Below are 25,014 nucleotides of genomic sequence, written 5' to 3'. Positions count from 1 at the left end.
GCGGCGCGCGCGGCGGTGACGGCCGGGTGGGCGGCGCGGGCGGCGCGGGCGGCGGCGGCGCCGGCGGCACGATCAAGCTCTATGCCACCGACGTGAACGCCGGCGGTGCCATCATCGACGTCCAGGGCGGCCTCGGCGGCGTCCGCTTCGAGGGCGGGCGCGCGGGCAGCGGCGAGGGCGGGCGGTTCATCATCGCCTCGAACACGCAGGCGGTCGAGCCGCAGGCCGGCAATCTCGCAGGCATCGCCTTGACCGGGATCGAGCGCTATGCCGGGCCGACGGGCCTCAACCCCTATATCCTCGGCGCGCCGCAGACGGCCAACCTGCCGGGGATCGCCGGCGGCGCCGAGGTGTTCGGCATCGTCGCAGGGCTCAGCGCCCGCTCGCTCGATTACGACCTCTCCGACGCCGATATTGACGGTCCGCAGGCCAATGCGCTGGTCGGGATCCTGCGCTACGATCTCGCGCTCGCGACCGACAACCCGTTCCGCGAGGTCTTTCCCGGCTACGACCTGATCCTGTTCGCCAATGTCTCCGGCCTGGCGATCGCCAGCCCAGCGATCGGCTTCGGCATCGCCGCGCAGGCTCTGATGACCGGCGGCCTGCAGGCCGATACCGCGCTCACGAGCCTGCCGGACGATGCGGTCTGGGCGGTTCTGGTCCGCGAGGACGACGCGCTGTTCAACGGCAGCACGGTGACCAACGGGCTCTATGCGTCGATCGCGACCGAGATTGCCGGCTCGGTGTCGATGCTCTCCGGCGTCTCGATCGCCGATAACGGCGTGCGCTACATCGCGGCCCAGCGCGCGGCGGCGCCGCAGGTTGCGGACATTCAGGGATTCGACGCGGTCGCGCTGCGTCCGGCTGCGGCCGGCGCCGCGCCGAGCCATGCCTACGGCCTCGCATCAGGGCAGGACGCGCTGGTGGTGATCAACCTCGCGGATGGCTCGCAGCGGCAATTGTTCAAGGACGGCCAGACCGACGCCATGAACGGTCGGGTGATCGATGGGCTGGACGGCGCCTCGGCGCTGGCCGTCGGCGGGGATGCCGCCGGCGGCTTCGTGCTCGTCGCCAGCCAGAGCGAGCAGAAGATCGCGGTGTTCGAGCGCGTCGGCGCCAATCTCCGGTTCCTCGGCGCGACCCAGGTCGCCGGCCAGTTCCACGACGCGCTGCGGATCGAAGGCACGACCGTGTTCGCGAGCGGCGCCGGCGGCACGATCCGGCTGACGCTCGATGCCTCCGGCGCGCTCGGCGCCGCGACCCTTGTGACCGCCGCGCCCGGCACCGAGATCGTGACCCACGGCAATCTCGCCTTCATCGCCGACGCGGCGGGCGACGCGCTCCGCGTCGTCGATCTCGCAAGCGGGGCCGTGGTGCAGAGCTTCGCGGGCTTCGGCCTCGGCCTCGCCGGCGCCGCCGACCTCGCCTATCACCAGGATGCCAATGGCGGCTTCCTGTTCGTGACCGGAGGCGCCTCCGACACGCTGGCGGTCTTCCGCGCCACCGGCCGGCCGGGCGATCCGCTGGAGCATGTCCAGACGCTGCGCAACGGCCAGGACGGGGTGCGTGGCCTCGCGGCGCCGAGCGATATCGCGGTGACGCCGGACGGGCGCTATGTCCTCGTCACCGGCGGCGCCGGCAACACGCTCGCGGTGTTCGTGCGCGAGCGACAGGACGGAACCCTGCTGCCGGCTTTGCAATTCGCGCAGGTGCTGCGCGAGGATGTCGCCGGCATCCGCGGCCTCGAAACCCCGGCGGCGCTGGCGCTGGGGCAATACGATCCCGTCGCCAACACGCTGGAGGTGTTCGTCGGCAGCCTCGGCATGCCGGTCGAGATCGGCGGTTTCGCGCGCTTCGTCGCCGATCTCTCGCCGCAGGCGCCGCCATCGCGCTTCGTGACCGAGCATCACCATGTCGAGGCGATCGGGCTTGTCACCGGCGACGGCGACGACCGGGTCCAGATCGCGCTCGCGCCGCCCGCCATCGTCGAATCGACCCTCGTGCGCACGAATGGCGGCGCAGACGGGGTTGTCGTCGCCGATTTCGGCGCCTCGACCCGCATCGAACTCGGCGCGGGGGATGATACGGCCGAATTGCGCGCGCAGAGTGCCGACCGCGCCCTCACCCTGTTCGGCGGGCGCGGCGACGACCGCATCACCATCGTCTCGACCGGCGCCCGCGCCGTGACCGAGATCTACGGCGACGACGACCGGACGAGCCCCGGCGGCGGCGCCGACATCATCACGATCGAGCGCGTCGGCCCCGGCGCGGTGACGCGGGTCTTCGCCGGTTCCGGCGATGACGAGGTGATCGTGTTCGCCGAGAATCTCCCGGCCGATGCGATGACGATCGCCCATGGCGACGACCCGACGGGCGGCGCGACGGGCGACCGGCTGCGCTTCGTGGTGCCGCCTGCCGCCACGATCTCGGCCTTCGACGCATCCGGCAGCCCGGTTCCCGGTCCGCTCCTGCCGGACGGCGCGCTGGAACTGCCCGGCCGCGGCCGCCTCGTCTATACGAGCTTCGAGGGCTACGCGATCGCGGCCGCGCCTGTGATCCGCTTCATCGACCCCGCGACCGGGCTTGAGCAGACGCAATTGTCGGCAATCGAGGGGCAGGACCTGACGATCCGCGTCGAGGTCATCCCCTTCGGCGATGGCAGCGTCGCGCCGCCGGGCGTGGTGTTCGACATCGACGGCGACGGGCTGTTCGGCGATGTCACCGGAATCCGCCAGGGGCCGGCCTCCAATTTCTATGATGTCACCCTGTCCTGGGCGCGGCTCGTGGAACTCGGCCTGCGCGAGAGCCGGTTCTCGCCGTTCGCCATCGCCGCCCGCGCCACCAACAATGTGCCGCTGACGGGCTCGGCCGCCGCGCGCGTCGCGCTGGCCGACCGCCGCCCGGCAGTGACGGCCACGGTGCCGCCGGTGGGCTATGTCGGCCAGCCCTTCGAGATCCGCGATTTCCTCGCCATCGACGCCTCCGCCGTCGACCGGGCGGTGAACTGGGTGATCGACTGGGACGGCGACGGCACGGTCGACGAGATCTTCGGCTCGACGAGCGCCGCGGCGACGCGCGTCTTCGCGCAGCCCGGCCGCTTCACGCTGCGGGTCGGCGTGATCGACGACGATCCTGCGACGCGCGATGCCGCCGGTGATCCGGTGCCGACCTGGTCGGCCGCCTATGCCTATGAGATCCGCGTCCGGCAGCAGGACCTGTCGCCGGGCGGGCCTTACGCGATCCGCGAGGGCGGCCGCGTGACCCTGACCGCGACCGCGCCGGGGGCGCCGACGGAATATCTCTGGACGATCGGCACCGGCCCCTCGGCGGTCACGATCAGCAGCGGCGCGGCGCCGGTTCTCGATTTCGCCTGGGGCCAGAACGGGGTGGTCGATTCCGGCACCTATGCCGTGTCGCTCCAGGTCCGCTACGGCGCGCTTCTCCAGCAGGGCGGGGCGACGGCGCTCACCGTCTCCAATGTCGCGCCGTCGTTCCTGGCATTCACCGGCAGCACGGTGGACGAGGGCGCCGCGAGCGCCTCCGTCGCCTTCGCGGGTACCGGCGACCCTGCGGCGCCGGATCAGGATCGATTGCGGTATCGGATCGATGTTTTCGATGCGGCATCCGCGTCATGGATTGAGATCTTAAACCAGATTGTCACGCCGCATTCCGGAGGCTTCACCGGCACCATCCCGGCGCAATGGCTGCGGGAATCCGGCTCCCTGACGGTGCGCGGCCAGATCATCGACAAGGATGGCGGCGTCGCCGAGGGGCTGACGACAATCCGGATCAACGAGGTGCCGCCGGTTCTGGTCGGCGTGACGCGCGATGCACAGCCGGAAGGTGTGCTCAGCACGCTCACGATCACGGTCCGCGATCCCGGCGCCGACGTGATCCGCGACTGGATCGTCGATTGGGGCGACGGCACGCGCGAAACCTTCCCCGGCGGCACGCGGACGCTCGCGCCGAACGGCGAGACGATCACCGCGGCGCGCTTCACGCATCGCTATCTCGACAACGGCACCTATCAGGCCCGGATCTGGGCCGTGGATGGCAGCGGCCAATACGATTTCGGCGCCCATGAACTGGTGGTCGACAATGTCGCGCCGGTGATCACCGCCTCGGCGGTGGCAGGCGCGGGCGGCGCGCTGCCAGTGTTCGAGAACGGCTTCGCAATCGTGTCGGGCCGCTTCGCCGATCCGGGCACGCTCGATGTGCATCGGATGGTCGTGACCTGGGAGGTCGAGCATGCGCCGGGGCTCTGGAGCGTGTTCGCGGTCGATCCGGATGCCTCGGGGCTGACTTTCGTCACCGGCACCCGCGATTTCAGCCTGGCGCGGCAATTCGCGCAGGACGGCAATTACCGCGTTACGGTCGCGATCGCCGACGATGACGGCGGCGCGACGCAGGTGACGCATGGCTTCGCCGTGCTCAACCTGCCGCCGGCGATCACCGCGCTCAACGTGGCGCCGAGCCCTGCCGAGGAGGGCAGCGCGGTGGTGCTGACCGGCACCTTCACCGATCCCGGCCCGCTCGACACGCATGCGATCGTCATCGATTGGGGCGACGGCACCCTCTCGCGCTCGGCCGGCATCGGCGCGGATATCGTCGTCGATCCGGTCAACCGCAGCTTCATGGTCCGCCATGTCTACGCCGACAACCGCCCCGGCAATGCGCCCTACACGATCGGTGTCACGGTCACGGACGAGCGCGGCGACAGCGATCGCGAGACGGTCGACGTAAGCGTGCTCAACGCGCCGCCGGTCTTCCGCGCGATCGCGCTGACCGACCTCGCCGACGGGATCCGGCGCCCGGCGATCTGGCGCGACGTTTCCGGCGGGATTTCCGGCGCGTTGCCGCCCGTGACGCTGACCCTGCTCGAGAACGGGCGGCTGCGGCTCGAAGGCGCGTTCTCCGATGCCGGCGGCGCGGCGGATGCGCCCTATACGCTCGAGATCAGCTTCGGCGAGAAGGCGGCGGGCGGCGTGACGCGGCCGCATCGCCTGACGCTGACCACCGCGCCGGGCGGCGGCATCACCTATGACGCGCAGGCCGGGCTCTACCGCTTCTCGGCCGAGCACAGCTATCTCGACGACGATCCCACCGCGACCTCCGGCGACGATTACCAGATCCGCCTGCGCGTGACCGACAAGGACGGCGCCAGCACCGAGGCGCTCGCGCAGATCCGCGTCGCCAATGCGGCGCCGGTCCTGACGGCGACGATCACCCGGCAGGGGCTGGTGCCGGGCGAGCGCACCTTCGTCGAGGGTTTCTTCACCGAGACCGGGACGCTCGATACCCATGTCGTGACCATCGACTGGGGCGACGGCACGGTCGAGCGGATCGCGGTCGATCCGGTCACGCGCGGCTTCCGCGTCGATCACGCCTATCGCGCGCTCGGCGGGTTCCAGATCCGGCTCGCCGTGGCGGATGACGATACCGATATCGCCCTCGTCACGTTCGCGATCCAGGTGACGCCGCCCATCGAGGCCGATCCGGAGCGGCTGGCGCCCGCCCTGCTGCCGGTCATGACGAGCACCGGCCCCGGCGCCGCGGGGTTCTTCGCGCCGGATTACGGCGCGCCGAGCGAACTGATCCTCGGGGGCGGCAAGGTGCCGCCGAAGACCGCCTCGGTCGATCCCGACGCCTATTCCGACGAGGGCGCGCCGTATCTCGTGCCCTATGATCCGCTTGGCCGCGCGCCCGATGCGCCCGGCTCGGCCGTGGCGGCGGCCGGCACCGATGCCGAGGATCGCGTCCGGCGCGCGCTTCCCTCCGCCGGCGGCATGTCCGGTGCGACCGCCGGCCGCGGTTCCGGGCAGGACGCGCCCGGTCTCGCGCCCGAGCCGGAGCCCCGGCACGGGGCCGCCCCGGATGCGGCGCGCCGCGCGCGCGGGAGCATGCCGGATGCGGGTGCGGACATGGTCCTGACGCCGGGGTTGATGGCCGGCGCGGCGCTCGTTCTCGGCGCCGGGGCGCCGCGCCGCGTCACCAGCTTCGACCGTGTGCTCGCCGCCAGGCTCGACCTGCTCGCCGAGGCGCGGCCCGATGCCGCCGGCCCGGGCCTTGCGGAGCCGGATCCGGATTGGCTCTGGATCGAGGCGACGGAGACGGTGCCCACCGCCTTCCTTGCCGCATCCGGCGAGGATTGGCTCACGCTGCCGCGCCGCTGAGGATCATTCCGGCCGGCCGGAGAAGGCCAGCGCCTGATCGAGGCCGTCCTCGCGCAGCAGCAATTCGGCGCGGATCCGCGCGTTCTGGCGCTCGGCGAGCCGCTGTGCGCGGCGGATGATCCGCCTTGCCGGCCATTCCCATCCGGAAGCGAGCGCCAGCCGCGCGAGCCGCAGGCCCAATTCGCCCTTCACGGCCTCGAGCAGCGGATCTTCGAGCGAGAGCAGCGCCTGCGCCCAGCCGGGATCGCCCTGCCGCGCCGAGCGGCCGATGAGCTGACGGTCGATCCGGCGCGAATCGTGGCGTTCGGTCAGCAGCACATGCAGCCCGCCCGCTTCCGCGGCGGCACCGGCGAGCAGGATGTCGGTGCCGCGCCCGGCCATGTTGGTGGCGATGGTGACGCGGCCGGGCGCGCCGGCTCCGGCGATGATCGCGGCCTCCTCGGCATCCTGCGCGGCGTTGAGCACCTGATGGGGAATGCCGGCGTCGGCGAGCCGCGCCGCGGCGGCGTTCGACGCGCCGACCGAGCGCGTGCCGATCAGGATCGGCACGCCCTGCGCGCGCAACCGGGCGCAGGTGGCGGCCAGGGCCGCCCATTTCTCGGCTTCGGTTGCGAAGATGCGGTCGGGCGCCAGCCGCCGTCGCGACGGGCGGTGCGGCGGCACGCGCGCCACCGCCAGCCGGTAGACGCGCCAGAGCTCGGCCGCGACCTCGGTCGCGGTGCCGCTCATGCCGGCGAGGCGAAGATAGCGGCGGAAGAAGCGCTGGTAGGTGAGGCGCGCGAGGCTCGCCCGCCGCTGGGAGAGCGCGCAACCCTCCTTGATCTCGACCAGCTGGTGCAGGCCGTCGGTCCAGAACCGGTCGGCCATGATGCGCCCGGTATATTCATCGACGATCTGCACCTTGCCGTCGCGCAGGATGTAATGCTCGTCGCGGATCATCAGGTGCCGCGCCGTCAGCGCCTGGTGGATCAGCTCCTCGCGCTGCGGACGGCTGAGCCAGGGGCCGCCGAGCTTCCGGGCGCGTTCGGCCAGCGCCGCCTTGCCGGCCGGGGTCAGCTCGATGCGCCGTTCGGCGCGGTGGAGGCGGTATTCCTCCGGCTCGCGGAGTGCGCCCGCGAGCGCCAGCGCCTCGGCATAGAGCCGCGCCTCCTCCTCGGAGGAGAGGTTGCGCGACAGGATCAGCGGCGTGCGCGCCTCGTCGACCAGCACGCTGTCCGCCTCGTCGATGATCGCGAAATGCAGCCCCCGCATCACCGGCAGGGCGGCCTCGGCGGCCTCGCCGCCGGCGAGCGCCGCGAGCCGCGCGCGGTTGGCGCCGCGCGTGCGACCGAGCGCCAGCCGGTCGCGCAGGTAATCGAAGGCCAGCTCCTTGTTCGAGCAATAGGTGACGTCGCAGGCATAGGCCGCGCGGCGCTCGGCCGGGCTCTGGCCATGGACCACGATCCCGACCCGCAGGCCGAAAAAGGCATAGAGCGGCCCCAGCGCCTCGGCGTCACGGCGCACGAGATAATCGTTGACCGAGACCACATGCACCGGGATCCCGGCCAGCGCGGCGCTGATCGCGGCGAGGGTGCCGGTCAGCGTCTTGCCCTCGCCGGTATTCATCTCGGCGAGCATGCCGCGGAGCAGGGCGTAGCCGCCGATGAGCTGCACATCGTGATGCCGCTTGCCGAGCACCCGGCCGGACGCCTCGCGCACCAGCGCGAACGCCTCGCCCGCGAGGGCCGGCGCGGTCAGCGCTCCGCCGCGCATGCGCCGCCCGCAATCCCGTGCCGCGGCGCGGATCTCCGCATCGGAGAGCCTGGCGAGCGCGGCCTCGCGGCGGCGGACTTCCGCAACGATCCGCGCGAGCCCGTGCCGGCGCAGCGGCGCGATGGCGGCGACGATCGCGGCTTCCGCCTCCGCAAGCCAGCGGTCGAGCAGGGTCTCGTGCCGGATCTCGCGCTCGGCGCGGCGGCGGGGATTGGGCAGGTTGTGCCGCGCGGGGAGTGCCGCTTCAGACACCGAACTGCCTCAGGAACACCTGGCGCGCGGCGCGCAGCAGGCGCGGCCCGGCGGGTTCGTCGGGATGCGCGAACCGGACATGGACGCGCCCGCCGAGCCGGGGCGGTGCCGCGCCGGGCGGCAGGCGCAGGTCGAACTGGTAGATCGGTTCGAGCGCGCGCGGCCGATCCTGCGCCATCGGATCGAGGAGGATCGTGCCGCCGCCGCTGGTGGCAAGCGCGAGATGCGGCAATTCCGCCTGCGCCGCGGGCACTTCGCGGAGCAACGTCGCGGGCAGCGCCTCCTCGATGCGCTCGCTGAAGCGGATCGTGATCGCCCGCGTGCTGCGGCGGACGAGATCGACATCGGCCTGCGTGACGACGACGCGGACCACCGGATCCTCCTCGCCGAGCACATAGCCGACCACGTCGCCGCGCCGCAGCAGCCGGCCGGGCAGGTCGGTCATGTCGGAGGCGAGGAACAGGCCGGCGCGCGCGCTCCGCAGCTCCAGCCCCGCGAGCCGGCGGCGGCTCTCGGCGATCTGGCCCTCGAGGTTGCGCACCTGTTCGCGCAGCAGGTTGGCCTGGACGAGATCGGTGAGCCGCACCGCCTCCAGCCGCGCCTGCAATTCCGCGAGCTGATGCCCCTGCACCGCGAGCATCGCGGCGAGGACGCGGTCCTCCGCGACGAGGATCGGCGCCTCGGCGGCCACGCGCGCGCCGCTATGGGCGATGATCGCGGTCACGATCCCGTCGGCCTCGGCGCGCAATGCCGCCTGTTCGCCGACCCAGACGATTCCCTGGGCCATGGTGGCATGGGGCAGGGGCAGCGCGAGCAGCGGCAGGATCATCGCCCCTGCGGCGGCGGCGCTGACCGCAAGGGCGCGCCGGCGCCGGCCGCGCAGGCTCGCGCCGGTTGCAAGATGCCGGATGCCCTTGAGCAGCGGCCAGACCACCGCCCCGAACACCGAGATCAGCGCCAGCCCGACGCCGACGAAGAACAGCTGCGTCGCGATATAGAGCGCGATCGTCAGCATGATCGCGAACCGGTAGAGGAAGGAGGCGATCGCATAGGCGAGCAGCCAGCCGCGCTCGCTTGGCGCGGTGACGGGGGAAATGGCCTCGCTGACCCCGAACCCGTGACGCTCGATGAGGTAGAGCACGTATTTGTTGGCGCGGCTCGCGAGATTGGGGATCTCCAGGAGATCGGAGAGTACGTAATAGCCGTCGAAACGCAAAAGCGGATTGGCGTTGAACACCAGGGTCGAGACGCCGCAGATCAGCACCACGTTGAATGCCACGGCGCGCAGGAGCCCCGGCTCCGCGAGCGCCCATACGATCATCGCCAGCGCCGCCAGCGCCAGTTCGACAAGGATGCCCGCCCCGCCGACGATCATGCGCTGCCGGCGGTCGCGGAAGCCGGTCGAGGCCGAGGCGTCGAGATAGGGGACCGGCATCAAGACCAGCACCATCACGCCCATCTCGTGCACCTCGCCGCCCCAGACCTTGGTGGCATAGGCATGCCCGAGTTCGTGGATGCATTTGACCGCGGGGTAGAGCAGCAGGATCAGCAGCACGTTCTCGGCCGTGAGTGCCTGGTCGGCGATGCCGGCGCCGAACGCCTCGAAATTGACGGCGCCGACGACGATCCCGGCGAGGACCAGCAGAAGCCAGGCGGCGAAGCCCGCATGCGTGAAGAGCGGCCGCACAAGCGGCAGGGTCGCGGCGAGGAAACGGTCGGGGTCAAGCAGTGGCAGCCGCAGCGCCAGCGGGTTGCGCAGCCGCGAGAGCAGCGTGCGTTTCTGGTGGCGGGCGGCGCGGAGATCCATCTCGGCGAGATCCGGCGTCACGTCGCCGAGGATCAGGTCGGCGCCGTGGAGCTGGGCTAGCAACTCGACGAGTTCCTGCTGCGTCGGCTGTTCGTCGCCGAGTCGCGCGCAGGCGCGCCGCCAGATCTCGTCGACGCTGCGCCGCCCGTCCATCTGCCCGAGGACGAAATAACCGGCCGGCGACAGCCGGTGGAACTGCCCGGTCTGATGATCCTGGACGACATACCAGACATCGCCGCGCAGCGATTGCCGGTGGATCTCGACATGCGGCCGCAGCCTTGGCCGCAACTCGGCGACGCGATACCAGGAGGGGCTGTAGAGCGGCCCGGCCATGGCTCAGCCGAACCAGCGCCAGAGCGCCAGCCGCGCCCAGTTCTGCGCGGCGCGCGTCCAGATCCAGAGCACACGCCGCGTGTCGATCTCGATCTTGGCGACGCCCCGCATGCCGGGGCGCAGCTCCGGCACCGGCCGTTCGAGCCGGGCCTCGACGCGGAAGGTGTTGCGGCCCTCGCGCGCGGTCGAGACCGGGGTGATGCGGGCGATCGAGACCGGATAGGCCTGGTGCGGCAGCGAGGCTGCGACCAGCGCCCCCGCGCTGCCGGCGCGGATATCACCGATCTGGCTCTCATCGACCTGGAGCACCACGCGGTAATCGTCGACCGGCGCGATCTCGAGCAGGGTCTGGCCGCGCTGCACGGCGGCGCCGATCGATTGCGTGAGATCACCGCTGACCACGAGCCCGGCGAAGGGCGCGGTGAGCCGGGTGCGTCCGAGCTGTTCGTCGACGAGCCGGATCTGCGCCTCGGCCTGCTCGATCATGCTCGCCAGCGCCCGCGTCTCGGCGCGGTTGCGGTCGCTGAGCGCGCGGTCGTATTCGATGACCCGACGCTGGCGCTCCGTCACCCAGCGCAGCCGTTCGAGCGCCAGTTCGCGGTCGTCGAGCGCGACGACGAGCTGCCCCGCCGCGACCACATCGCCCGGCCGCACCGGCGCCTCGCGGATGAAGCCGTTGAACGAGGCGACGACGGCATGCTGGACGCTGCCCTCGATCACGGCCTCGGCCGTCACGCGGTAGGGCGCGGTCCAGAACGCGAAGAGCGCCGCAAGCCCGGCGGTGGTCAGCAGCGCGAGCTTGGCGGCGGCATGGCCCGGCCCGAGCAGCGCCCGCGCGCCGCGCGCCAGCGCCGCGCCCGCCACGGTGATCGCCCAGCGGTCGCCCCGCCGCTTGTCCTCCAGGATCGGCGCCAGCGCCCCGGCGAGCGCGTCGATCGCGGCGATGGTGGCGGAATCGAAGGGCCGCCCGGCGGGGCGTTCGAGCGTGATGGCGCCGGTGAAGCGGTCATGCAGCACGAGCGGGCAGGTGAGCACAATCGCCGACCCTTGCCGTGCCGCGAATTCCGCATGCGCATGGGTGACATTGGTTTCATCGGGCGGTGCCGGATGAACGAGGATCGCCTGCTGGTCGATCGCCTCGTCCATCGCCGCTTCGAGCATCCGGACGAGGTTCATCTGCTGGCCGAACAGCGCACTGTGCGAGATCGCCGCGATCCGGCAGCGATTGCCGCGCACGAAGCCGATGGAGACGCGATCGCAGCCATGGATCTGCGCCGCCTCGGTCGCGACCGCGAGACAGGCCGCGCGATGGCTTTCCGCCTCGGCGGCGGCGGTCATCAGGTCGACGATCGCACCGAGCCGTCCGGGATCGCCTGCGCTCCCGAACCGGGCCCGCAGCCAGCCCGTGCCCCATTGCAAGTCCCGCATCGCGCGGCGGATCGCCTGCTCGTCGCGCGCCGCGCATTCGAGCGCGACCGCGCCGGTCGCGCCGGACCGGGTCGGGACGGGAAAGGCCAGCCGGCACAGCGCCGCGTCCGGATCGGGCTGTGCGACGCCCTTGGCCGCCGCGATCGCCTGGGCCGCGACCGGAAGGAGATCCGCGATCGCGGCGCCGTCGGGCCAGAGGACGGGTGCCGGCGCGCCATCCGAGGCCGGCAGCAGCACCAGGGCCCGCCGCGTGCCGGCGATGAAGCCGGCCTGGAGCGCGAGCCAGGAAGCGGCGAATTCACCGTCATCGGCCGTCTCGGCGAGCCGTTTCCAGAGCGCCGGATCGTGGATTCCGCCGGCTTCCGCCGCCGGCGGCGGGATCATCGGCGCGGGAGCATCCCGGGCGCTCCCCATGGCGGGCGCGCTCCGCTCAGCGTCCGTCGATCTTCAGCGCGCCGTGCCGGCTCTCGTATTCCTTGAGCACGCCGCCGAGCGCCGCCCAGAGCCGCTTGGCGGCATGCGGGCTCAGGATGACGCGGTTGGTGAGATCAACCTTGACCTGGCGCTCGTTCGAGACGTTCCAGGTCTTGTTGGTGCCGAAGAACAGGTCGATCTGCTCCAGGGTGCTCTGGATGTTGACGACATTGGCGAACTGGGTCGTCATCTTGCTGTCGTCCCACACGACCGGCACCGCGCCGTCCGGCGCCTCGGCCGCTTCCGTCTTCTGTTCCTGCCCCGATTGTGCCGTCGTCATGCGTGCTGACCCTGTTTCTGACTTAAAGTACCGTGGAAACGGCCCGGACCGTCGATGGTCGAGCTCCGCCGTGTCCCAGAGCAAGATGACACTGGCATGACAGGACGGGAGAGGGCAATTGTGTCGCGGCGGAATGCGTGCGAGGACTTGATCGCAGCGCGGTTCCATGGCGTTTTCGGCCGCGATATTCCTTGTGGCTTCCCGGTTTGCGGCGGATCATCATGGCGATGCGCGTTCTGGTTGTTTCCGGTCTGCTGGCGATGGGGCTCGCCGGGGCGCCGCGAGCGGCGCCGCCGCTCGATCAGGCCGAATTCGATTGCCTGATGGACGCGCATTCCCGCGTCAAGGTCGCGGCCGGCGCGGCGGGGCTGATCGAGCGCGTCCATGTCGATCGGGGCGACCGCGTCCGGGCAGGGCAGTTGCTGGTCGAACTCGATTCCAGCGTCGAGCGCGCCAATCTCGATCTCGCGCGGTCCCGCGCGGCCAATGACCAGCCCATCGAGGCGGCGCGGGCGCGCTTCGAGCGCGCGCGCCGCACGGCGGAGCGGTTGCAGCGGCTGAAGCAGATCAATGCCGGTGCCGTGACGGAATCCCAGCTCGACGAAGCGCTGACGGAGGCCAAGGTCGCCGGAATCCTGATCCGCGACGCCGAATTCGCGATGGAATCCGCGCGTCTCGAAGCGCGGCGCAGCGAGGCGAGCCTCGCGCAGCGCCGCGTGCTGAGCCCGCTTGACGGCGTGGTGATCGAGCGGACCATGGCCGCCGGCGAATATCGCCACGATCAGGCCTCGCTGATGACGCTGGCGCGCATCGACCCGCTCCATGTCGAGGTTTTCGTGCCGGTCGCGTTCTTCGGTCAGACCGCGCTCGGAGCCCGGGCCGAGATCCGGCCGGAGGAGCCGATCGGCGGCCGCCACATCGCCACCGTCATCGTCATCGATCCGGTTATCGATGCCGCGAGCAGCACGTTCGGCATCCGGCTCAGGCTGCCCAATCCCGAATATCGGCTGCCGGCCGGTCTCCGCTGCCGCATCCGCTTCCTGCCACCCGAAGCCGAAACACCCGGCGCGCCCTCGCGGGATCCGTGACGCGTCAGGTGTTCGGGTCGTCGATCGTCGGCTTCGGCTGGGCCAGGCCCGCCAGCGCCGCGGGGTCGCCGATCCGGACCTGCGGCCCCTCGACACGGACATGGTAGGGGGCCAGCGAGGCGAAGGCGCGCGAGAGCACTTCCGGCGCCATGCCGAGCCGCGAGGCAAGGATCTTCTTGTCGAAGGGCAGGTCGAAGCGCCCGGTCCCGCCGGTCTCGGCATCACGGATCAGCAGCCAGTTGGCGAGCCTTTCGAGGCTCGAGCGCAGCTTCTGGTTTTTCAGCTCCTTGACGACCCCGCGATAGGCGAGCGCAAGTTCCACCGCCAGCGCGCGGGCGAAGGTGGCGTCGATCGCGAAATACGCGCGCACGGTCTCCGCCGGCACCAGCAGGATACGCGCGGGCGACAGAGTCCGCGCCGATTTCAGATAGACCCGATCGAGCAGCACCGCCGCGACGATGAAGCTGTGTCCCGTGCCGAGGACCGAGACCGTGGTCTCGCGGTCGCGATAGGCGGCGAAGACCTCGACCTGGCCGTCGACGATGACGTGCAGGAAATCCGCCGGCTCGCCCTCGCGCACGAGTTCGACATGGGCGGGAAAGCGCTGGAGGAAGGCACCGCGCAGCATGGCGGCGACATGTGCCTCCGTGACGTCGACGAACAGGGGCAGTCGCCCCATCTCGGCCAGCTCTTCAGCCCGCATGGCATATGCTCCCACATTCCGGAACGATGGCTGCCTCGAACCTGTGCGGGCTATTCAATTCCATCATTGACTTTAGTCAAGAATAAAATTGATAACATTGACGATCAGTATTGACGGAATAGATCGCTGTATTTGACAGAATTTTCCTCCGATCTTGAAAGTTTGGAATGGCTTGAAGCTGTTGATCCACGTCAAGGTTCCCATGGCCGCGGATCGCCCTGATGCTCCACGCATCCAATCCGCGATGTGTCGATTCATCGGGCCCGGTCATGTCCAGTGCCACTGTCAATCCGTCCGACCAGAGCCGTGCACTCTGGCTGTCCACGATCGCCTTCACGGTTTGTTTCGCCGTCTGGACGATCTTCGCGATCATCGGAATCCAGATCAAGAAGGATCTTGGACTCAACGACACGCAGTTCGGCCTGCTGGTCGGAACACCGATCCTGACAGGCTCGCTGATCCGATTGATCCTCGGTATCTGGTCCGACCAATATGGCGGCCGCATCGTCTATACTTTCACGATGCTGACTGCGGCGGTGATGACCTTCTTCCTCACCTACGCCTATGATTACCTGACCTTCCTGATCGCAGCGCTCGGCGTCGGCATTGCTGGCGGGTCCTTCTCGGTCGGCATCGCCTATGTCGCGAAATGGTATCCCAAGGAGAAGCAGGGCACCGCGCTCGGGATCTTCGGCGCCGGCAATGTCGGCGCGGCGGTGACGAAGTTCGCCGCGCCCGTGGTGATGGTCGCCTATGGCTGGAAGAGCGTTGCGCTCATCTGGGCGGCGGCGCTGGCCGTGACGGCGGTGCTGTTCTTCCTCTTCACCAAGGATGATCCGGATCTGGCCCGCCGCCGCGCGAGCGGCGCAAAGCCCGAGCCGCTCTCGGCGATGATGGAGCCGCTGAAGAACATCCAGGTCTGGCGCTTCTCGCTCTATTACTTCTTCGTGTTCGGCGCCTTCGTCGCCCTGGCGCTGTGGCTGCCGCGTTATCTGATCGGCGTCTACGGGCTCGACATCGCCACCGCCGGCATGATCGGCGCGATGTATTCGATCCCCGCCTCGATCTTCCGCGCCTATGGCGGTCATCTGTCGGACAAATATGGCGCGCGCACCATCATGTACTGGACGTTCATCGTCTCGGTGGTGTGCACCTTCATCCTCTCCTATCCGCCGACGCATTATGTCGTCGAGGGTATTCGCGGGCCGGTCGAATTCTCGACCCGGATGGGGATCATCGGCTTCATCGTGACGGCCTTCGTGCTCGGCTTCTTCATGAGCCTCGGCAAGGCGGCGGTCTACAAGCACATCCCGGTCTATTACCCGGACCGCGTCGGCGCGGTGGGCGGTGTCGTCGGTCTTGTCGGCGGCCTCGGGGGGTTCCTGCTCCCGATCGCCTTCGGCGCGCTCAACGACCTGACGGGGGTCTGGCAATCCTGCTTCTGGCTGCTCTTCGCCATCGTCGCGATCTCCCTGATCTGGATGCACGCCGCGATCCGGTCGATGGAGAAGCAGGCGATAGGGCCAGAGCTGACGAAGCTGCCGCAGCTCCCCGAAATGCAGCCGATCCACGAAGCGAAGCACGAGGGCGCGCTGGCCGGGCGCGGCGCGATCCAGGATTGGCGGCCGGAGGACCCCGTCTTCTGGGAGCAGGAGGGGCGGGCCATTGCGCGGCGCAATCTCTGGATCTCGGTGCCGTGCCTGCTGCTCTCCTTCGCGGTGTGGATGGTGTGGTCGGTCGTGGTTGCGCGGCTGCCCAGCGTCGGCTTCGCCTTTGCCACCGAGCAGCTCTTCTGGCTCGCGGCGCTGCCCGGCCTTTCGGGCGCGACGCTGCGCATCTTCTACAGCTTCATGCCGGCGATGTTCGGCGGCCGGCTGTGGACGACGCTTGCCACATGGTCGCTGCTCATTCCGGCGCTCGGCATGGGCATGGCGGTGCAGAACCCGAATACGCCCTATTGGGTCTTCCTGCTGCTGGCGCTGCTCTGCGGCTTCGGCGGCGGCAATTTCGCCTCGTCGATGGCCAATATCTCCTTCTTCTTCCCGAAGGCGGAGAAGGGCAATGCGCTCGCCATCAATGCCGGCCTCGGCAATCTGGGCGTGAGCGTGGTGCAGTTCGTCGTGCCGCTGGTGATCACGAGCGGGGTCTTCGGCTGGCTCGGCGGGATGCCCCAGACCGCGACCATCAACGGCGTGACCTCGACGCTCTGGCTCCAGAACGCGGGCTTCGTCTTCGTTCCGTTCATCATCGCCTCCGCGTTCGCGGCCTGGTTCGGGATGAACGACATCGCGTCGATGAAGGCGAGCTTTGCCGATCAGGCCGTGATCTTCCGGCGCCGGCACAACTGGATCATGTGCTGGCTCTATACCGGCACCTTCGGATCGTTCATCGGCTATTCGGCCGGGTTCCCGCTGCTGACGAAGGTGCTGTTCCCGGAGGTCAACGCGTTGCAATACGCCTTCCTCGGCCCGCTCGTCGGCGCGCTCGCCCGTGTCGCGGCCGGCAAGGCCTGCGACAGGATCGGCGGCGGCCGCATCACGTTCTGGACCTTCATCCTGATGTGCGTGGGTGTTGCCGGGATCCTCTATGCCATCGGCATGAAGGGCAGCCCGACCGCCTTCCCGGTCTTCTTCGCGAGCTTCATGTTCCTGTTCGCAATGACCGGGGTGGGGAACGCCTCCACCTTCCAGATGATCCCCGCGATCATGCGCAAGGAAGTCGCGCGGCTCGAGCCCGGTCTCAAGGGCGTGGAGCTGACCCGGCAATCCGACAAGGAGGCGGCCGCGATCATCGGCTTCACGTCGGCGGTTGCTGCCTACGGCGCCTTCTTCATCCCGAAGACCTTCGGGACCTCGATCGCCATGACCGGGTCTGCGGCCGGTGCGCTCTACGCCTTCCTCGGCTTCTACCTGATCTCCATCGCGGTGACCTGGTGGTTCTACACCCGCAAGGGCGGACTTCTCTACGACATCGAGCACGGCGGTGGTCCCGCCGCGTCGGCCGGCCCCGCCATGCGGCCGGCCCAGTGAACGGTTCTCCGGACAGGAACAACGACCATGAGCAATTTTCTCGATCGTCTCACCTTCTTCACCAAGGTCCGCGAGCCGTTTGCCGATGGCCACGGCATCACGACCGATGAGGACCGGCGCTGGGAGGACGGCTACCGCAAGCGCTGGCAGCACGACAAGATCGTGCGCTCGACCCATGGCGCGAACTGCACCGGCTCCTGCTCCTGGAAGATCTATGTCAAGGGCGGGATCGTGACCTGGGAAACCCAGCAGACCGATTACCCGCGGACGCGGCCGGATCTGCCGAACCACGAGCCGCGCGGCTGCTCGCGCGGCGCCTCCTACAGCTGGTATCTCTATTCCGGCAACCGGGTGAAATATCCGCTCGTCCGCTCGCGGCTGATCCGCCTCTGGCGTGAGGCGCGGCGCACCCTGCCGCCGGTCGCGGCCTGGAAATCGATCGTCGAGGATCCGGCGAAGCGTGCATCCTATGTCAAGAAGCGCGGCGCGGGCGGCTTCGTGCGCGGCTCCTGGGACGAGGTGACCGAGATCGTCGCGGCCGCGAATGCCTATACCGCCAAGACCTACGGGCCGGACCGCATCTTCGGCTTCTCGCCGATCCCGGCAATGTCGATGGTCAGCTACGCCGCCGGCTCGCGCTATCTGAGCCTGATCGGCGGTGTCTGCATGTCGTTCTACGATTGGTATTGCGACCTGCCGCCGGCTTCGCCGCAGACCTGGGGCGAGCAGACCGACGTGCCGGAAAGCGCGGATTGGTACAATGCCGGCTTCATCATCCTCTGGGGCTCCAACGTGCCCCAGACCCGCACGCCGGACGCGCATTTCTATACCGAGGCGCGCTATCGCGGCACCAAGAGCGCGGTGATCTGCCCGGATTATTCGGAAGCCTCGAAATTCGGCGATATCTGGCTGCCGGTGAAGCAGGGCACGGATTCCGCCCTCGCCATGGCGATGGGCCACGTGATCCTCACCGAATATCACGTGAAGCGGCAGGTGCCGTATTTCCAGGATTATGTCCGGAAATACACCGACATGCCGATGCTCGTCCGGCTGGTGGAGCAGGACGGCAAGCTGGTGCCGGAGCGCTTCCTGCGCGCCTCGGATTTCGACAGGAATCTCGGCGAGGCCAATAATCCGGAATGGAAGACCGTCGCCTATGACGAGATCTCCGGCGGCATCGTCGTGCCGAACGGCACGATCGGCTTCCGCTGGGGCGAGCAGGGCAAGTGGAACCTCGAGGAGAAGGCCGCCGGCGCCGAGACGAAGCTGCGCCTCTCTCTCGCCGACATCAAGGACCGCCTCGCCGAGGTCGCCTTCCCGTATTTCGGCAATATCCGCAACGAGCATTTCCAGCATTCGGACCATGCGAGCGTGCTGGTGCGCAACGTGCCGGTCAAGACGCTGAAGCTCGCCGACGGCGAGGCGCTGGTCGCCTCCGTGCATGACCTGTTCGTCGCCAATTACGGCGTCGATCAGGGCTTCGGCGGCGCGAATGTCGCGACCTCCTACGACGAGGACGTGCCCTATACCCCGGCCTGGGCCGAGAAGATCACCGGCGTTTCACGCGACAAGATCATCCAGGTCGCGCGCGAATTCGCAACCAATGCCGAGAAGACCAACGGCCGCTCGATGGTGATCATCGGTGCCGCCATGAACCATTGGTATCACGCCGACATGAATTATCGCGGCGTGATCAACATGCTGGTCATGTGCGGTTGCGTCGGCCAGTCCGGCGGCGGCTGGTCGCATTATGTCGGGCAGGAGAAGCTCCGCCCGCAGGCCGGCTGGGCGCCGCTCGCCTTCGCGCTGGATTGGGGGCGGCCGCCGCGCCAGCAGAACTCGACCTCGGCCTGGTATGTCCATACCGACCAATGGCGCTACGAGACCATCACCACCGGCGACATCGTCTCCCCGATCGCGCCGAAGGGCAAGGATGGTGAAAATCCGTGGGACGGCGCGATCCTCGATTACAATCTCCGCGCCGTGCGCATGGGCTGGCTGCCGGCCTACCCGACGCTCGAACAGAACCCGCTCGACATCGCGAAGAAGGCGAAGGAGGCCGGGCTCGAGGCCAAGGATTACGTTGCGCGCGGGCTGAAATCGGGTGAGCTGAAATTCGCCTGGGAAGATCCGGACAATCCGAAGAACTGGCCGCGCAACCTGTTCGTCTGGCGTTCGAACCTGCTCGGCTCCTCGGGCAAGGGCCACGAATATTTCCTCAAGCACCTGCTCGGCGCCTCGCATGGCGTGCTCGGCAAGGATCTCGGCTCGGCCGAGAAGGCCGGGACGAGGGAGGTCGTGTGGCGGGACGAGGCGCCCGAAGGCAAGCTCGACCTGCTCGTGACGCTCGATTTCCGCATGTCGACGACCTGCGTCTATTCCGACATCGTGCTGCCGACCGCGACCTGGTACGAGAAGAACGATCTCAACACCTCCGACATGCATCCCTTCATCCATCCGCTGACCGGCGCGGTGGATCCGGCCTGGGAGGCGCGTTCGGACTGGGAGATCTACAAGGGCATCGCCAAGGCGTTCTCGCGGGTCGCGCCGGAAGTGCTCGGTGAAGAGACGGACATCGTCCTCAACCCGATCAAGCACGATACCGCGATGGAGATCGCGCAGCCCTTCGAGCCGAAAGACTGGAAGAAGGGCGAATGCGAGCCGATCCCCGGCAAGACCATGCCGGTCGTGATGCCGGTGGGGCGCGATTACCCGCATGTCTACGAGCGTTTCACCGCCCTCGGCCCGCTGATGGAAAACATCGGCAACGGCATCAAGGGCATGACCTGGAAGACGGGCCATGAGGTCGAGCATCTCAAGGCGCTGAACGGGGTGCATCTCTCGGGCGCCAACAAGGGGCTCGCGAAGATCGTCACCGATATCGACGCCACCGAGGTCATCCTGATGATGGCGCCGGAGACCAACGGCGAGGTGGCGGTCAAGGCCTGGGAGGCGCTCGGCAAGACCACCGGCCGCGAGCACGCCCATCTCGCATTGCCGAAGGAGGACGAGAAGATCCGCTTCCGCGACGTCGTCGCCCAGCCGCGCAAGATCATCTCGGCGCCGACCTGGTCGGGGCTCGAGAGCGAGAAGGTCTGCTACAATGCCGGCTACACCAATGTCCACGAACTGATCCCGTGGCGCACGCTCACCGGGCGCCAGCAGCTCTACCAGGATCATCTCTGGATGCGGGCCTTCGGCGAGGGCTTCTGCGTCTATCGCCCGCCCGTGGATCTGCGCACGATCGCGCCCGTCCGGGGCATGAAGCCGAACGGCGAGAAGGACGTGGTGCTGAACTTCATCACGCCGCACCAGAAATGGGGCATCCACTCGACCTATACCGACAACCTGCTGATGCTCACGCTCTCGCGCGGCGGGCCGATCGTCTGGATCTCGGAGAAGGACGCCGCCAAGGCGGGCATCGTCGATAACGACTGGATCGAGGCCTACAATTCGAACGGCGCCCTCGTGGCCCGCGCGGTCGTCTCCCAGCGCGTGAATGAAGGCATGTGCCTGATGTATCACGCGCAGGAGAAGATCGTGAACGTGCCGGGCTCGGAGATGACCGGGCAGCGCGGCGGCATCCACAACTCGGTGACCCGCACCGTGCTCAAGCCCACGCACATGATCGGCGGCTATGCCCAGTTCGCCTATGATTTCAACTATTACGGCACGATCGGAACCAACCGCGACGAATTCGTGATCGTCCGGAAGATGAAGAATGTCGACTGGCTCGAAAGGCCGGCCGCCGATGCCGAACCCGTCCAGGGCGCGCCCGGCGCCGCCTCCGCCGTCGCTGCCGAGTAAGGAGACATCCCATGAAGGTCCGCGCGCAAATCGCGATGGTGCTGAACCTCGATAAATGCATCGGGTGTCACACCTGTTCCGTCACCTGCAAGAACGTCTGGACGAACCGGGAAGGCATGGAATACGCCTGGTTCAACAATGTCGAGACCAAGCCCGGCATCGGCTATCCGAAGGATTGGGAAAACCAGAAGCGCTGGAAGGGCGGCTGGACCCGGAAGTCGAACGGCCGGATCGAGCCCCGGATCGGCGGAAAATGGCGTATCCTCGCCAATATCTTCGCCAATCCGGATCTTCCCGAGATCGACGATTACTACGAGCCCTTCACCTTCGATTACGAGCATCTTCAGAAGGCGCCGGAACTCGAGGCGTTCCCCACCGCACGCCCGCGCTCGCTGATCACCGGCGAGCGGATGGAGAAGATCGAGTGGGGCCCGAACTGGGAGGAGATCCTCGGCGGCGAATTCTCCAAGCGCTCGGCGGATTACAATTTCGAGGGCGTGCAGAAGGAGATGTACGGCCAGTTCGAAAACACCTTCATGATGTATCTGCCGCGGCTCTGCGAGCATTGCCTCAATCCCGCCTGCGTCGCCTCGTGCCCCTCGGGCGCGATCTACAAGCGCGAGGAGGACGGCATCGTCCTGATCGATCAGGACAAGTGCCGCGGCTGGCGCATGTGCGTCTCGGGCTGCCCCTACAAGAAGATCTATTTCAACTGGTCGAGCGGCAAGAGCGAGAAGTGCATCTTCTGCTATCCGCGCATCGAGGCCGGCCAGCCGACCGTGTGCTCGGAGACCTGCGTCGGACGCATCCGCTATCTCGGCGTGATGCTCTATGACGCCGACCGGATCGAGGAGGCCGCGAGCGTGCCTTCCGAGAAGGCGCTCTACGAGGCGCAGATGTCGATCTTCCTCGATCCCAATGATCCGAAGGTGATCGCGCAGGCGCGCCGCGACGGCGTGCCGGAATCCTGGCTCGAAGGCGCACGCAACTCGCCGATCTGGAAGATGGCGATGGAATGGCGCGTCGCCTTCCCGCTGCACCCGGAATACCGCACGCTGCCGATGGTTTGGTATGTGCCGCCGCTCTCCCCGATCACCGCGGCCGCCGAGGCTGGCAAGATGGGGATGGATGGCGGGATGCCGGATGTGAAGTCGCTGCGCATTCCGCTGCGCTATCTCGCCAACCTCCTCACCGCCGGCGACGAGGCGCCGATCGCGCGCGGCCTCGAGCGCATGCTCGCCATGCGCGCCTATATGCGCGCCAAGACGATCGACGGCGTGATCGACGAGGCGGTTGCGAACCGCGTCGGCCTGACGCCCGAACAGATCGAGGCGATGTATCACGTGATGGCGATCGCCAATTACGAGGACCGCTTCGTCATCCCCACCACGCATCGCGAGGTGACGGAGGATGCCTACGAGCTGCGCGGCCAATGCGGCTTCTCGTTCGGCGATGGCTGCCTGCCCTCGGACCGGGACACCAACCTGTTCGGCGGCGTCAAGCTCAAGAACGACAAGCCGCGGGTGGGAGCCTATTGAGATGAAGACCCTCAAGGTTCTCTCGGCGCTCCTGACCTACCCGACCGCCGAGATGCAGGCGGCGGCCGGGGAACTGGCGGCGGCGCTCGATGCGGAAGGGCTGCTGCCGAACGGCGAGCGCGCGGCGCTGCGGGCGCTGATCGACGATATCGCCGCCGCCGATCTCTACGACGCGCAGGAGCGCTTCATCCTGCTCTTCGACCGCACGCGCGCGCTCTCGCTGCATCTCTTCGAGCATGTCCACGGCGAGAGCCGCGACCGCGGCCAGGCGATGGTCGATCTCCTCAAGCTCTACGAGGAGGGCGGCTATACGCCCACCGAAAAGGAATTGCCGGATTTCCTGCCGCTGTTTCTCGAATATGCCGCCACCCGCCCGCCGGCCGAGGCGCTCGAGCTCATCGGCCAGCCGGCCCATGTGCTCGCGGCGCTGCGCGAGCGGCTCGCCAAGCGCAAGTCGCCGTATGAGGCGGTCTTCGCAGCCCTGCTGGCGCTGGCAAAGGTCCGGCCGGATGCCGAGATCCTCGATCGGCTCCTCGCCGAGCCCGATCCGGAGCCGGATGACCTCGCCGCCCTCGACGCGGCCTGGGAGGAGGAGGAGGTGCTGTTCGGTCCCGGCGCCGCGGCCGAATCCTGCGGCAAGGACGGGCTCGCCGCCAAGCTCCGGCAGGCGCGCCGCCCGGCGCCCGGCCTGGAGGCGCCGCCCGGCGCCGGGCCCCGCACCATCATTTCGCACCAGCTCCGCTCCTGAGGAGGCCTACCATGCGCGACACGATCTTCCACATCCTCTTCGTCTGGTATCCTTACGTCTGCCTGTCCTCCTTCGTGTTCGGATCGCTGATCCGGTTCGACCGCGAGCCCTATACCTGGCGCGCCGGGTCGAGCCAGATCCTGCGCGCGAAGCAGCTCCGCCTCGGCTCGAACCTGTTCCATTTCGGCATCCTGTTCCTGTTCCTCGGCCATACGGTCGGGCTGCTGACGCCGAAGGCGGTGTATTCGCTGCTGCTGACCCCGGCGGAGAAGCAGCTGATCGCGATCATCGCCGGCGGCATCGCCGGAACCGTGTGCTTCATCGGCCTGACGATCCTGCTCCATCGCCGCCTGACCGACAGCCGCATCCGGCAGACCTCGACCTATATGGATCTTGCGGTGCTGATCATCCTGTGGGTGCAGCTGAGCCTCGGGCTCATCACGCTGCCCTTTTCGCTCCAGCACACCGACGGCTCGGTGATGATCCAGCTCTCGCACTGGGCGCAGGGCATCCTCACCGTGCAGCCGGTCGACGCCAGGACGCTCCAGGGGCTGGATTGGCCCTATCTCGTCCATCTCGTGCTCGGGATGACGATCTTCCTGATCTTCCCGTTCTCGCGGCTCGTGCATATCTGGTCGGCGCCGATCTGGTATCTCGGCCGGCGCGGCTATCAGGTCGTGCGGACGCGGCGCGATCTCGCCGCGCCCCGCCAGCCGGCGGAGTGAGCGCCATGACCGCCGAAAAACGGCCTGCGCCGGAAGCCGCCGGCTGCGCGATCCGCCCGGCCATCGACCGTAAGCCGAAGACCATTCGCGTCAACGGCACGGAGATCCCGCGCGAGGCGATCGCGCGGGAGACCCAGCACCACCCGGCCGCCAGGCCGATCGATGCCTGGAAGGCTGCGGCGCGGGCGCTCGCAATCCGTGAATTGCTGCTCCAGGAGGCGCGCCGCCTCGGCATCGAGGCCGTGCCGCTCAGGGACGAGGAGGGCCGTCGCGAGACCGACGAGGAGGCGCAGATCCGCGCGCTCATCGCGCGCGAGGTCGCGGTTCCGGCGCCGGATACCGAGACCTGCCGCCGCTATTTCGAGCAGAACCGGGCGCGGTTCCGCATGCCGGATCTCCACGCCGTCTCGCATATCCTCATCCCGCGCGGCGCCGATGCCGCCGCCGATGCGGCGGCGCGGGACAAGGCGGCGGCGATCCTTGCGGCGCTGGCCACCGATCCGGCGGCGTTCGAGGGTCTCGCCAGGCTGCATTCGGCCTGCCCCTCGCGGGAGCAGGGCGGCGCGCTCGGCCAGATCGGCCCCGGCCAGACAGTTCCGGAATTCGAGGCGGCGCTGGCGCGGATGAGACCCGGCGCCGTGCATCCCGAATTGGTCGAGACCCGCTACGGCTACCACATCGTGCGGCTCGAACGGCGGATGGAGGGCCGGGCGCTGCCCTTCGAGGCGGCCGAGCCGATCATCGTCCGCTATCTCGGTGATCGCGTCGCCCGCATCGCCGAGCGGCAATACCTGACGCTGCTCGCCGGGCGCGCGGTGATCGAGGGGATCGAACTCGACGGCGCCGCGACGCCGCTCGTGCAATAGGGGAGGCGCCC

13 protein-coding genes are annotated in these 25,014 nt (G+C 68.7%); 8 read left to right on the top strand and 5 right to left on the bottom strand.

Annotation, left to right across the window (positions count from 1 at the left end):
- Positions 1 to 26 precede the first annotated feature (26 nt).
- Positions 27 to 6,173, top strand: coding sequence for a beta-propeller fold lactonase family protein (locus tag FWJ24_RS14055; RefSeq protein ID WP_206110861.1), 6,147 nt, complete (start codon positions 27 to 29; stop codon positions 6,171 to 6,173).
- A 3-nt stretch (positions 6,174 to 6,176) separates the two neighbouring features.
- Here FWJ24_RS14055 and FWJ24_RS14050 read toward each other — a convergent pair whose 3' ends face one another.
- Genes FWJ24_RS14050 through FWJ24_RS14035 form a run of 4 tightly spaced genes read right to left on the bottom strand, consistent with a single transcriptional unit; the run spans position 6,177 to position 12,499 of the window.
- Positions 6,177 to 8,177 carry a preprotein translocase subunit SecA gene (locus FWJ24_RS14050; RefSeq protein WP_150288463.1) on the bottom strand — a complete coding sequence of 667 codons (2,001 nt, stop codon included), beginning with the start codon at positions 8,175 to 8,177 and terminating at the stop codon, positions 6,177 to 6,179.
- Entirely contained in the window at positions 8,170 to 10,317 is a 2,148-nt protein-coding gene (locus tag FWJ24_RS14045) for a PqqD family peptide modification chaperone (RefSeq protein ID WP_150288462.1), read from the bottom strand. Before FWJ24_RS14045 ends, FWJ24_RS14050 begins: the two co-directional genes overlap by 8 nt.
- 3 nt (positions 10,318 to 10,320) lie before the next feature.
- On the bottom strand, positions 10,321 to 12,129 hold the full coding sequence (locus FWJ24_RS14040; RefSeq protein ID WP_150288461.1) for a GAF domain-containing protein: 1,809 nt from the start codon (positions 12,127 to 12,129) through the stop codon (positions 10,321 to 10,323).
- A 46-nt stretch (positions 12,130 to 12,175) separates the two neighbouring features.
- Positions 12,176 to 12,499 carry a DUF3467 domain-containing protein gene (locus FWJ24_RS14035; RefSeq protein ID WP_150288460.1) on the bottom strand — a complete coding sequence of 108 codons (324 nt, stop codon included), beginning with the start codon at positions 12,497 to 12,499 and terminating at the stop codon, positions 12,176 to 12,178.
- 221 nt (positions 12,500 to 12,720) lie between these two features.
- Between FWJ24_RS14035 and FWJ24_RS14030 the strand changes: the two genes are divergently transcribed.
- Positions 12,721 to 13,587, top strand: coding sequence for an efflux RND transporter periplasmic adaptor subunit (locus FWJ24_RS14030; protein WP_150288459.1), 867 nt, complete (start codon positions 12,721 to 12,723; stop codon positions 13,585 to 13,587).
- Between the two features lie 4 nt (positions 13,588 to 13,591).
- Here FWJ24_RS14030 and FWJ24_RS14025 read toward each other — a convergent pair whose 3' ends face one another.
- On the bottom strand, positions 13,592 to 14,290 hold the full coding sequence (locus tag FWJ24_RS14025; RefSeq protein WP_150288458.1) for a cyclic nucleotide-binding domain-containing protein: 699 nt from the start codon (positions 14,288 to 14,290) through the stop codon (positions 13,592 to 13,594).
- Between the two features lie 269 nt (positions 14,291 to 14,559).
- Between FWJ24_RS14025 and FWJ24_RS14020 the strand changes: the two genes are divergently transcribed.
- From FWJ24_RS14020 to FWJ24_RS13995, 6 genes are read left to right on the top strand one after another with little or no spacing between them, the layout of a single operon-like run.
- Positions 14,560 to 17,319, top strand: coding sequence for a nitrate/nitrite transporter (locus FWJ24_RS14020; RefSeq protein WP_150288457.1), 2,760 nt, complete (start codon positions 14,560 to 14,562; stop codon positions 17,317 to 17,319).
- Between the two features lie 27 nt (positions 17,320 to 17,346).
- Positions 17,347 to 21,126, top strand: coding sequence for a nitrate reductase subunit alpha (locus tag FWJ24_RS14015; RefSeq protein ID WP_150288456.1), 3,780 nt, complete (start codon positions 17,347 to 17,349; stop codon positions 21,124 to 21,126).
- An 11-nt stretch (positions 21,127 to 21,137) separates the two neighbouring features.
- Positions 21,138 to 22,664 carry a nitrate reductase subunit beta gene (gene narH / locus FWJ24_RS14010; RefSeq protein ID WP_150288455.1) on the top strand — a complete coding sequence of 509 codons (1,527 nt, stop codon included), beginning with the start codon at positions 21,138 to 21,140 and terminating at the stop codon, positions 22,662 to 22,664.
- A gap of 1 nt (position 22,665) precedes the next feature.
- The gene (narJ, locus tag FWJ24_RS14005; RefSeq protein ID WP_150288454.1) at positions 22,666 to 23,412 is read left to right on the top strand and encodes a nitrate reductase molybdenum cofactor assembly chaperone; all 747 of its coding nucleotides are present in this window, start codon (positions 22,666 to 22,668) and stop codon (positions 23,410 to 23,412) included.
- Between the two features lie 11 nt (positions 23,413 to 23,423).
- Positions 23,424 to 24,137 carry a respiratory nitrate reductase subunit gamma gene (gene narI, locus FWJ24_RS14000; protein WP_150288453.1) on the top strand — a complete coding sequence of 238 codons (714 nt, stop codon included), beginning with the start codon at positions 23,424 to 23,426 and terminating at the stop codon, positions 24,135 to 24,137.
- 5 nt (positions 24,138 to 24,142) lie between these two features.
- Entirely contained in the window at positions 24,143 to 25,003 is an 861-nt protein-coding gene (locus FWJ24_RS13995) for a peptidylprolyl isomerase (RefSeq protein WP_150288452.1), read from the top strand.
- The last annotated feature ends 11 nt before the right edge of the window (positions 25,004 to 25,014 follow it).

The organism is Rhabdaerophilum calidifontis, assembly GCF_008641065.1.
Taxonomy (GTDB): Bacteria; Pseudomonadota; Alphaproteobacteria; order Rhizobiales; family Beijerinckiaceae; genus Rhabdaerophilum; species Rhabdaerophilum calidifontis.
Note: the sequence above shows the minus strand (reverse complement) of the source record. Positions and strands in the feature narration are given on the sequence as shown.

Excerpts from the sequence above, each read along its gene's own strand:
- FWJ24_RS14030 (WP_150288459.1), top strand. The coding sequence starts at position 12,721 with ATGGCGATGCGCGTTCTGGTTGTTTCCGGTCTGCTGGCGATGGGGCTC.
- FWJ24_RS14040 (WP_150288461.1), bottom strand. The coding sequence starts at position 12,129 with ATGATCCCGCCGCCGGCGGCGGAAGCCGGCGGAATCCACGATCCGGCG.
- FWJ24_RS14045 (WP_150288462.1), bottom strand. The coding sequence starts at position 10,317 with ATGGCCGGGCCGCTCTACAGCCCCTCCTGGTATCGCGTCGCCGAGTTG.
- FWJ24_RS14035 (WP_150288460.1), bottom strand. The coding sequence starts at position 12,499 with ATGACGACGGCACAATCGGGGCAGGAACAGAAGACGGAAGCGGCCGAG.
- narJ (WP_150288454.1), top strand. The coding sequence starts at position 22,666 with ATGAAGACCCTCAAGGTTCTCTCGGCGCTCCTGACCTACCCGACCGCC.
- narH (WP_150288455.1), top strand. The coding sequence starts at position 21,138 with ATGAAGGTCCGCGCGCAAATCGCGATGGTGCTGAACCTCGATAAATGC.
- FWJ24_RS14015 (WP_150288456.1), top strand. The coding sequence starts at position 17,347 with ATGAGCAATTTTCTCGATCGTCTCACCTTCTTCACCAAGGTCCGCGAG.
- FWJ24_RS14025 (WP_150288458.1), bottom strand. The coding sequence starts at position 14,290 with ATGCGGGCTGAAGAGCTGGCCGAGATGGGGCGACTGCCCCTGTTCGTC.
- FWJ24_RS14020 (WP_150288457.1), top strand. The coding sequence starts at position 14,560 with ATGTCCAGTGCCACTGTCAATCCGTCCGACCAGAGCCGTGCACTCTGG.
- FWJ24_RS13995 (WP_150288452.1), top strand. The coding sequence starts at position 24,143 with ATGACCGCCGAAAAACGGCCTGCGCCGGAAGCCGCCGGCTGCGCGATC.
- narI (WP_150288453.1), top strand. The coding sequence starts at position 23,424 with ATGCGCGACACGATCTTCCACATCCTCTTCGTCTGGTATCCTTACGTC.